Here is a 9,446-nt window from a genome sequence, read left to right as displayed (position 1 = left end):
AATGCGATGACGAGTGGATGAGCGGAAAAATCTATTTGAACATGAACACCTGATGCACGACCTCAAGAATTTTGCTCGTGAGAACTTTTACAGAAAAGGTGTTGCACAATCATTTGGCGCGCATCTTTAAGTGATCGCAATGGGTAAAGGCCGATGGTCAAGCATTTCTCTTTGCCACCGATTCGATATTTCATCCGCCAGGACCTTGTTCCGTTGGCTTTGACCAGCAAATAGAGTCCTTCACCGTCTGTGAGCTTGTAATCCTTATCCGTGGCTGTTGCTGCCTGGATCGCTTTGTCTGTGAGCTTGCCCATGGTGATTTGTCTCCAATTTGGGGGTATCGGCACGTAGACGGTACCCCCAACATGCAATTTTGGCAACCGATACCCCCACCGATACCCCCAGATCGTTCGGCAACAGGCGATGCTCACCGAACTACCACGAACTTACACGAACACAACTATTGATTGATATATATGGAAATTATTGCTTGTCGGGCATGAAAAAAGCCCACCGTTGCGGGTGGGCTTTTTCGTATTTTGGTGGTGGAACGAGTCCAACACGGAAACCGAGATTCTACACATAAATGACATTAATCGGAAGGACTGCCGTTCTGTCGGCGATCAACAGCAGCTTGTCGCACTTTGCTCTACTCCCCGCATTGCAACGTCACTTTTCGCACAAGAGGGTGTGGAGGGGCAGATTCGACGGGAAACGCGTTTTAACGGAGGTCGTACCAAACCCCTCGACCACTGCCGTGCTGGTTCAGCGTGCTGCGCTCGACCAGGGTACGGAAATGCTGCTTGAGCGTATTCCGGCTGGCACCGGTCAGCTTGATGGCATCGCCAATCGTGACGCGCCCATGCTCGCGGGCGAACTCAACGATCTGTAATTGCAGTTCTGGCATGGCCGCCAGCACGATCTTCTCGCGCTCGACCTTCTTCTCCAGGCGCCGCATCTGCTCGGCCAGGGAACGCAGAAAGAACACCAGCCACGGCTGCCAGTTGGGAGACTCCGTGCGGATCGTACCCTGCGTCTGGCGCAGTGCCAGGTAGTAGGCTTCCTTGCTGTGTTCGATCACGCTTTCCAACGAGCTGTACGGCACATAGGCGTAGCCGGCCTGCAGGAGCAGGAGCGTGGTCAGCACTCGGGAGAGTCGCCCGTTGCCGTCCTGGAAGGGATGGATCTCCAGAAAAACGACAACGCACAGGGCAATGATCAGCAGTGGATGCAGTCGGGCAGTCTCGCGCTCCTGATTTACCCAAGCCACCAGTTCTGTCATTAGGCGCGGCGTGTCGAACGGTGTGGCCGTCTGAAACACGATACCGATCTGCGCACCGGTTTCGTCGAACGCGGCAACGCTGTTCGAGTTGGTTTTGTAGTTGCCGCGATGCCAGGTGTCCTTCTCGCTGTGGCGCAGCAGAATCTGGTGCAACTGCTTGATGTGGTTTTCGGTGAACGGAATGTCCTGCCACGACGAGAACACCAGATCCATCAGCTCGGCATAGCCAGCTACTTCCTGCTCGTCGCGGGTGGCGAAGGATTTGATCTCCAGGTTCGACAGCAGCTGTTCCACCTCCCGATCGGACAGCTTGCTGCCCTCGATGCGGGTGGAGGAGCCAATGCTCTCGATGGTGGCCACGCGGCGCAGGGCCGACAAGCGATCGGGGGCGAGCGTGCCCAAGGCACGCCAGGCGCCCTTGAACTCATCGATCCTGGCAATGAGGCTCAGGATCTCTGGGGTGATCTGAATGGTGTCGGTTTTCAGCATGAACCAATACTACACCCATTTACACCCAATTACGAGTCGCATCCATTTCAACACCCATTTACACCCGATCTGTTGGCGCGCGTTTAAAACTGACCACCTGTGCGCGTTGAATTTTGACCAGGCGTTTTTGCATCGGATTTGATCCGTTGCTGTGGATAAGTCTACCAGACTGGGATGGTGTAGCGCCTCCTGTTCAAGTGGGTGGATGAGTCGGGAGTGGCCTCCCGACTTCTGTTTTAGAACGGTTCCTCCTGTTCGATCGAACCACGTCGGCTCCGTTCTCTGGTCTTGATCCGATCCTTGGCCGCAGCACTACTCTGTTTGAAGCGGTACGACTCATTGCCGGTCTCGACGATGTGGCAGTGATGCGTCAGGCGGTCCAGCAGTGCCGTCGTTAACTTCGCATCGCCGAACACGCTGCTCCATTCCGCGAAGGTCAGGTTGGTGGTGATGATCACGCTGGTGCGTTCGTAGATTTTCGACAGCAGGTGGAACAGCAACGCGCCGCCCGCCTGCGAGAACGGCAAGTAGCCCAACTCATCCAGAATCAGCAGATCCATGTGCATCAGGCTGTTCGCCAGTCGCCCCGGCTTGCCAGCCGCCTTCTCCTGCTCCAGCAGGTTGACCAGATCGACTGTGGAGTAGAACCGGACACGCTTGCCATGTTGCTGGATCGCGGCCACCCCCAGTGCTGTCGCAAGATGCGTCTTGCCTGTCCCCGTGCCACCGACCAGCACCACGTTCTCTGCTGCCTCGGTGAAGCGGGTCGATGCCAGTTGACCGATCAGCGATTCATCCACTCTGGACTGACTGAAGTCGAAGTCGGCCAGGCAGCGATGCACGGGGAATCGGGCCGAGGTCATCTGGTAGCGGATCGAGCGCAACCCGCGATCCGTGTTCTCCGCTTCGATCAGGTGCTTGATCAGCCATTCCGAGGTGTCCAATCCGACGTTGCGGCCTTGGCTCAGCAGCTCCGCATAACTCTCCGCCATGCCGCGCAGCTTGAGCCCTTTGAGTTCGGCAACGATATCAAGCATGGTGCACCTCCTGCTCGGTCAGGCGGTCATAGCGGGCCGTATCCGCCACCGGCTCCTCGTTGAGCCTCAGGCTGGTTTCCGCCTGCGCAGGGGGTGCCTGCTGCTTCAGCCTAGCCAGAACGTTCAACACATGCTCTGCACTGTGGATGCCGGATTCCAGAACCAGTTCGACCGCTACCAGCACATCTTCCAGTCCATGCACCGGGACTTCCGCCAGCACCTTGGCCATCAGGCGATTGCCTTCCTGTCGTTCGTGCCGTTGCAGGGCGGCCTGTAGTTTGATCAGCGCCGGGGGCATGTCCTCGAATGGGGCACCGTTGCGCAACGCACCGGGCTTGCGCTCGATCAGCGGCACGTAGTGCAGCCAGTCGTAGCTGGTCTGACCACGATCCAGCATGCGGCGGTGCGTAGCGACCATGGCCGTGTCGTCATAGAAGGTGATGCGGTCGGCATACAGGTGGATGCTGACCATACGATTGGCCAGATGACAGGGAACCGAGTAGCGGTTCTTGTCGACACTGACCAGACAGGTGCTCGATACACGCCCCATGGTTTCCACATAGCCGTCGAACGGTGCAGGCATCGCCATCAGGTAAGGTTGCTCCTGTTCCAGCGCATCGAGCACGGTGATGCCATCGTAGTCCGGGTGGATCAGCTCTGCCCATAGTGCCCGGCAGCGCGCTTCCAGCCATAGGTTGAGTTCGTCGAAGCTGCTGAACTTGTGCTGCTTCGCCTCGATCCAGATGCGGCGACGTGCATCCTGGACGTTCTTCTCGACGATGCCTTTCTCCCAACCGGAGGCAACGTTGCAGAAGTCGGCCTCGTAAACGTAGTGCGACACCATGGCATAGAAGCGCGTGTTGACGATGCGCCCGTTGCCACGACTGACCTTGTCCACCGCCGTCTTCATGTTGTCGTAGATGCCGCGCCGTGCAACACCGCCTAGCGCCGCAAAGGCCCGGTTGTGCGCATCGAACAGCATCTCGTGACTCTGGCCGGGATACGCGCTCAGAATGAACGCGCGACTCGCGCACAGCTTGGTGTGCGCCACGATGATCTTGCGCTGCACGCCGCTGATCACCAGCGATTCTTCGCTCCAGTCGAACTGGAAGGCTTCGCCAAGCTGGAATTTGAGCGGCACAAAGGCAGATTTGGCCGCCACGCCTTCGCCTTCGGTGCGCCACTTGCGCACAAATTCGGTGACGCGACTGTAGTCCCCCGCAAAGCCTTGCTGTTGCACTGCTTCAAACAGCAGCTTGGCGGTGCGGCGATCCCGCTTGGGGCGATGCGCGTCAGCTTTGAGCGCTTGCTGTAGCCAAGGCTCATACGGGGTGAGCAACGTCTGGGCAGCTTTGCGGCGGTATTTGACCTCGGCACCTTCCGTCGCTTTCAGCCATTTTTTGATGGTGTTGCGGGACAGGCTCGTTCGGCGCGCGATCTCGTTGATCGGCAGGTTCTCGCGGAAATACATCCGCCTTATCTTCGCGTTCATGACCATGGTAATCACCTCTCGTTTGCTCCTGCTTAAAAAGCAGGCAGCGTACTCGGATTACCTGGTCAATTTTCAGCGCGCACAACCCTCATAAAGTGGTCAATTTTCAGTGCGCGGCAACAGTCAATCTCCAGCATCTGCACCAAACGCTCCGCGTACGGCGTGATCTTGTTGTCGCCGCGCTGCCGGCAATACTGCGGCTCCGTGCCTTCCGGCGTCTTGAGCCATTTACGAATCGTCTTGCGTGTCAGCCCAGTGCGCCGCTCAATTTCCGACAGCGATAGCCCGTCACGGTGATACAAACGCCTTACCTTACCCAGTATGTTCATGGTGATCATCTCCTTGGTTTCTCCAGTCCGAAAATCGGAACGGAGGAGGTTAATCACCTGGGTAATTTTCAGCGCGCAGACACTAGGAAAAGTGGGGAATTTTCAACGCGTACCAACAGTGCTGACGAAAATATCGATCTTGCCCTTCCTCGATACCGTCGGCCTGGGGCCTTTTACCCACTGCTGCAGCCCTACCGCCTCACTCATCAAGGTGAAAATCGCGTTCTTGGTAGGCTCCTCAAGTCTTATGGCGACATCAATGCCGGACACTGAGGCGAATCCATTCGACAGCGCGTCGGCGACTGCGACGGTCAGAAGGTACTCAGGCTTAATATGCAGGAACTCTTTCGCGTAGCGCCAGTGGCGCAAAACGCCGGCTTCAAGACCTGCCAGGATCTGATCCTCGATTTTCAGCGGACAATTATTCAAAGCGCTCACCAGATCACCTGCTTGGGTACTGGCCGTTCGTGATGAACTGGTCGTAACTATCGAAGCTATCACCATCCTGCCATGATCGATCCCACGGTCGCGGCTCGGCCGATTCCAGCAACAACAAGCTGAGTACCCGATCGCGCTCGCTGTAGGTATGCTTGAACTCCGTCAGCTTCATGTACGGCGCCTCCTCAGCACACCAGGCGGCAGCCGACAAAGTGATGCCGTCCCATTCCTGTGCCACCGAGGTATCGGCTGCCACGGTATTCGGTAGCGGCTCCTGCGGGTCGTCCGTGCGCCGCACCCGTGCTCGCGTCATGACCGCCGCCCTGCTGCGCGACTCGTAGTCCAGATAACCGTTGTCCCAACAAACCAGGATTGCGCGCTGACTCGTGTGCTGGATAAAGCGGATGCACAAGGCTTCGAACGACACATCGAATTGTTTCGCCAAACCACTCAGCAGATGCAGGTCGACATGCGAACCATTGATGCATTTGCCGAACACGTCCCCAGGCATCAGGAGATTGCTGGCGAAGACGTTGGCCTCGCGTTCGATCACCGCCATGGTGTCCGAGCCAGAGTAGACACTGGATTTGTCGCAGTTGAAGCCGCCTTCGGGTGGTTGATCGCGGTGCAGTACGAAATGGCCAAGCTCGTGGGCGATGGTGAAGCGCCGCCTCTCCTGCCTGGCAGAACCGTTGTAGAAAATGCCCCACTCGGCGGCATCGTCCGGATTGCGGACCAGCGCACCCTCGCAGCCAAACCACGGCGCAGGTGCCGGCGGCTTGATCTCCTTGACACCCTTGCCATAGGGCGTCGATGGAAGCATCTGCCGGATCAATTCGAGATCTGTAACCAGAGGCATCTCACCGCCGAGGTAGGCCCGCATCCATTTGATGATGTTGTACGCGGCCTTGGGCGGCGTGAGTACCTCCGCAGTCACTTCTTGTCTCCGTCCTTGCGCGAGCCAAACATCACTTCCAGCGCCTGCCGGTAACGCCGTTTCTCCTCCTCCGGCATGCCGACATACTCGCGGAAGAAAACGACATCATCGGGCGTGGCCTCAGGTGCTTCTTCAACAGGCTCTCCCATGAGATCACCCATCGTTACGCCCAATATCTTCGCAATGGCCTGGATCCGTTCGGCGGAAGGCCGCTGCCCCGGTTTTTTCTCCAGTTCCCAGATATAGGCCTTAGTACAGCCGACCGCGTCGGCCACCTGCTGCAAGGTCAGTCCTTTGGCCTCGCGCAGGCTTCGCAGGCGTATTCCAAACGCCGAACCCATGGCGATGCTCCTGTCTCGTCAATAAATCCTGATAGGACTGAAAGTATAGCTCTGTGATACAGGAAAGCGCCAGATGTTCCTTACTTATTGACAAGCGGATAAGAGGGGAACAGAATCACGCTGTATCACGCTACTTTACTAATACGCGATATAAGTTTAGTAACCATAGTCGCCGGCCAGCGCTTCGATTTCCTCGTTCGCAGACCTCCGACGCCATTTCGGAAAGGACTACGAAGATGAAAAAGACTTGGGTCGAAGTGCTGCTCGAACTGCCGGTGGACGCCGGGCTGCGCGACTTTTTGACGGACAATGGGCTGACCATGCCCGCTGGGTTTACCTGGACTGATGCGCCAGAAACCTCGCAGGCGCTGGTGGATGCCTTGCTCACTTGCCCGGACGTGACGGTGCGCGATCGGGTGGCGGCGAAACTCCGTGCCAGTGTTGAGTTGGGCGACGCCGCCGGCAAACAGGCGATGTTCCAGGTATCGACGGGCAATGCGGCTGCGCTATCGGGATTGGTGGCCTGCCAGAGCGACATGCACCGTTCGTTCTGGCTCTACGCAAAGCACCCAGACCTGTTCGATCGCGCGGGCGACGTCGATCATTTCGAGCGTCACGGCGGGCAGGCCCAGCAGCACGATCTTGGCGTATGCCGCCGGCCCAACACCTCGGAGCCGGCCATGACAGGATTGCGTCAGGCCGTATCGTCGTTCTACCAGCGCGAGATGCAATGCGGCGACCGGAGCAAGGCCTATGTCATGGAACGCAGCCCTGGGGTTTTCTTGCTGAGCGTCCACGTCAAGGATCTGGCGATGCTGCAATTGGAGTTCGAGGGTGACGACCTCAAGCGTCGTGTGGGCAACCCGAACATCCATTCGGTACTGGAATACTCGATGGCCACCGGCGTGACCCGGACCCTGGTGCGGGGCGGCGTCAAATACCATCAGATGCTGCTCGATGCGTTCGCCGAGCATCTGCTGGGCGTGAAGGTCGACGCCCAACGCATCAAGCCGCCGACGCTGGACTTGTCGGTATTGAGCCTCGGCTTCAACGTGCCAGCCGCCAAGGCCGATGGATTCGATGTCCTGCAGGTGAAATCGATCTCCGTCCTCAGCCCCAGCTCGGCATTGAAGTTGGATTGCACGGCGATGGCGTCCAGTGATCAACGTTGCGTGACGGATCTGCTGCAGGACGAGTTTCCCAACGAGAATCCCCTGAGCCGGGGTTGGTTGGTGACGGCCGCGCACATCAATCTCTACTATCCGCCCGAGCCTGGAAAGATGCGCCCCAAGGTGGTGACCATCGAGGTCACGCGCAAGGGACGGCTGAACCTGCATAAGTTTAACGCCGAGATGCAGGCACAGTTGGAGAGCTATCTCGTCACGCTGGGCATCCTGCAGCCGGGCCAGACGCTCTCAGCCCACGAGGTACCACCGGACGTCGAGACCACGAATCAGCAGCCGGTGTACGAGGACTAACAAGTGGCGAGCCACGATGCATGGGCGCTGGTGTGCCGTCTGTTTACCGGCGGCACACCCTTGGCCCGCAGCATGTTGTCGCCTGGCGAAATTGCCGCGTCCAGCGCCCTCGGCAAGGCGGTGAAACCGGCAGCCCTGAATCAGACCCATACGCTATGCCCCTACTGCCAGCTTCATCGATGTCAGATCTGGGGCGACGGGAAAGGCGGACGCTGTTGCCATTGCCCGGAGTGCGGTCAAGTCTCGGTGCAAGCGGATGACCTTGCCGCGCTGGAACTCGATGAGGAATGGTTTCGGGCGAAGTTGCGGCTGGCCATGGACATCAATAGCCGGGATGGGATCATCGATCTCGGTTCCGGCGTTTGGCATCTGGGTGAGGCGCGACGTGATCCGGTACTGCTGGCACGCAGCCTGATCAATGTCTGGCGTGAGCCCACGATCCTGGACCGGGTCCGGGTAAAGGGTGGAGACATCCGCGTGATTGCACCTCGGCACCGGGAAACGCGGGGCGAGCCATTTGGGCATGGCGTGGAGTGGTTGTCCTTGGAGGAGCGATTCGCATTCTATGGGGGCGGGATCACCTACACCCCGGTGGCCGAGACAGTCGGCATGTCAGTGGTGGCTGACCCGACGACACCTGTCTTTGGTCCGTTCTCGGCGGATTTCCGGTGGGTCACGTTGGACAGCTGGCCGGACGGAGCCATTCACTGCACGCCGGGTCAGGCGGCCGTCTTCAAGGCGCTATGGGAATTCAAGGGCGAGTGGCGTCGAGGGGAGCAGGTAATGCTGCGCGCAGGACTCAACAGCACGAAGCCGAGTGACGTTTTCAAGGCGGCACGATACGAGGGGCCTCGCCACGCCTACCAGACACTCGTGGATACGCAGGAACGCGAAGGACTGTATGCAATGCCATGTGCAGCCAAGCAGTGACGAATGTTCGTGACATGCTCTGCCTATCCAAGTTTGACGGAAAACCGTTCAATCTGACACACTGACAACTCATTGCGCAGACTGGCAATGTGCGCGTGCCACGGCGAAAGAGTTGGTGGAGATTTTGAGAGAACAGAGGGCAGAAGAGAGTCGAACTGGCTGACCTGTGGCCCAGTCCGTACCCACCCCCGGCACACGCAGAATGGGCGCGAACCCCGCGTGGTTTGCGGGAAGCAGAAATGGAAACGCCCAACCGAGAAGGGTTGGGCGTTAAATTTTGGTGGCCCGGGGCGGAATCGAACCACCGACACAAGGATTTTCAATCCTCTGCTCTACCGACTGAGCTACCAGGCCAATTTTTCGTAACATCTTGCAACGCATGCCAGGATTTTGGTTGCGGCCGTTGGGCCTTGCCAAACTTAACTTGCGTTGCAAGTTATCCTCTACCGCAACAAGCTGTGTTGCAGCGTGTTGTCAATCCTCTGCTTTACCGACTGAGCTACCAGGTCGTTTCTCCAATCCGGTGAAGGATGGATCATGCGAAGGCGCGCATTGTATCGATAAGGCTCCAAAGGAGCAATATCAAAAACGTATTCTGTCAGCCCCAAATAGAAATGTCCGCTGGTAATTAGACTCACCCCTGTCAAAAACAGAGGCGGATATTTTGGGAATGGACAAACTCATGAGTCAGAA

At 58.0% G+C, this 9,446-nt stretch carries 10 protein-coding genes and 1 tRNA gene; 2 read left to right on the top strand and 9 right to left on the bottom strand.

Going from position 1 to position 9,446, the window contains the following annotated elements; all coding sequences use genetic code 11:
• Window positions 1-62: 62 nt before the first annotated feature.
• The 8 genes from ACKTSJ_RS01460 to ACKTSJ_RS01425 form a co-directional block, all read right to left on the bottom strand.
• A complete protein-coding gene (locus tag ACKTSJ_RS01460) occupies window positions 63-314 on the bottom strand; it encodes an Arm DNA-binding domain-containing protein (RefSeq protein ID WP_407896669.1) in 252 nt (83 codons plus the stop codon).
• Window positions 315-721: 407 nt separating this feature from the next.
• The gene (locus tag ACKTSJ_RS01455; RefSeq protein ID WP_407896668.1) at window positions 722-1,771 is read right to left on the bottom strand and encodes a Fic family protein; all 1,050 of its coding nucleotides are present in this window, start codon (window positions 1,769-1,771) and stop codon (window positions 722-724) included.
• Window positions 1,772-2,007: 236 nt separating this feature from the next.
• Window positions 2,008-2,808 carry an IS21-like element helper ATPase IstB gene (gene istB, locus ACKTSJ_RS01450; RefSeq protein ID WP_407896666.1) on the bottom strand — a complete coding sequence of 267 codons (801 nt, stop codon included), beginning with the start codon at window positions 2,806-2,808 and terminating at the stop codon, window positions 2,008-2,010.
• Complete coding sequence (gene istA / locus ACKTSJ_RS01445; RefSeq protein WP_407896673.1) at window positions 2,801-4,306, bottom strand: IS21 family transposase; 1,506 nt, start codon at window positions 4,304-4,306, stop codon at window positions 2,801-2,803. The genes istB and istA overlap by 8 nt, the downstream gene beginning before the upstream one ends.
• Before the next feature lie 59 nt (window positions 4,307-4,365).
• Window positions 4,366-4,629, bottom strand: coding sequence for a hypothetical protein (locus ACKTSJ_RS01440; protein WP_407896664.1), 264 nt, complete (start codon window positions 4,627-4,629; stop codon window positions 4,366-4,368).
• 102 nt (window positions 4,630-4,731) lie between these two features.
• A complete protein-coding gene (locus ACKTSJ_RS01435) occupies window positions 4,732-5,067 on the bottom strand; it encodes a hypothetical protein (protein WP_407896663.1) in 336 nt (111 codons plus the stop codon).
• Window positions 5,068-5,071: 4 nt separating this feature from the next.
• Window positions 5,072-6,004 carry an ImmA/IrrE family metallo-endopeptidase gene (locus ACKTSJ_RS01430; protein WP_407896661.1) on the bottom strand — a complete coding sequence of 311 codons (933 nt, stop codon included), beginning with the start codon at window positions 6,002-6,004 and terminating at the stop codon, window positions 5,072-5,074.
• Window positions 6,001-6,345: a helix-turn-helix domain-containing protein gene (locus ACKTSJ_RS01425; RefSeq protein ID WP_407896659.1), complete on the bottom strand. Its 345-nt coding sequence runs from the start codon at window positions 6,343-6,345 to the stop codon at window positions 6,001-6,003. The genes ACKTSJ_RS01430 and ACKTSJ_RS01425 overlap by 4 nt, the downstream gene beginning before the upstream one ends.
• A gap of 236 nt (window positions 6,346-6,581) precedes the next feature.
• Here ACKTSJ_RS01425 and ACKTSJ_RS01420 point away from each other — a divergent pair, with 236 nt between their 5' ends.
• Entirely contained in the window at window positions 6,582-7,823 is a 1,242-nt protein-coding gene (locus tag ACKTSJ_RS01420) for a hypothetical protein (protein ID WP_407896657.1), read from the top strand.
• Window positions 7,824-7,826: 3 nt separating this feature from the next.
• The gene (locus ACKTSJ_RS01415) at window positions 7,827-8,753 is read left to right on the top strand and encodes a hypothetical protein (protein ID WP_407896655.1); all 927 of its coding nucleotides are present in this window, start codon (window positions 7,827-7,829) and stop codon (window positions 8,751-8,753) included.
• Between the two features lie 278 nt (window positions 8,754-9,031).
• Here ACKTSJ_RS01415 and ACKTSJ_RS01410 read toward each other — a convergent pair.
• Window positions 9,032-9,107 (bottom strand) — tRNA-Phe (locus tag ACKTSJ_RS01410).
• Window positions 9,108-9,446 lie beyond the last annotated feature (339 nt).

Source organism: Ferrigenium sp. UT5 (assembly GCF_045866295.1).
In the GTDB taxonomy this organism is placed as follows: Bacteria; Pseudomonadota; Gammaproteobacteria; order Burkholderiales; family Gallionellaceae; genus Sideroxyarcus.
This window is presented reverse-complemented; position numbering and strand designations above follow the sequence as displayed.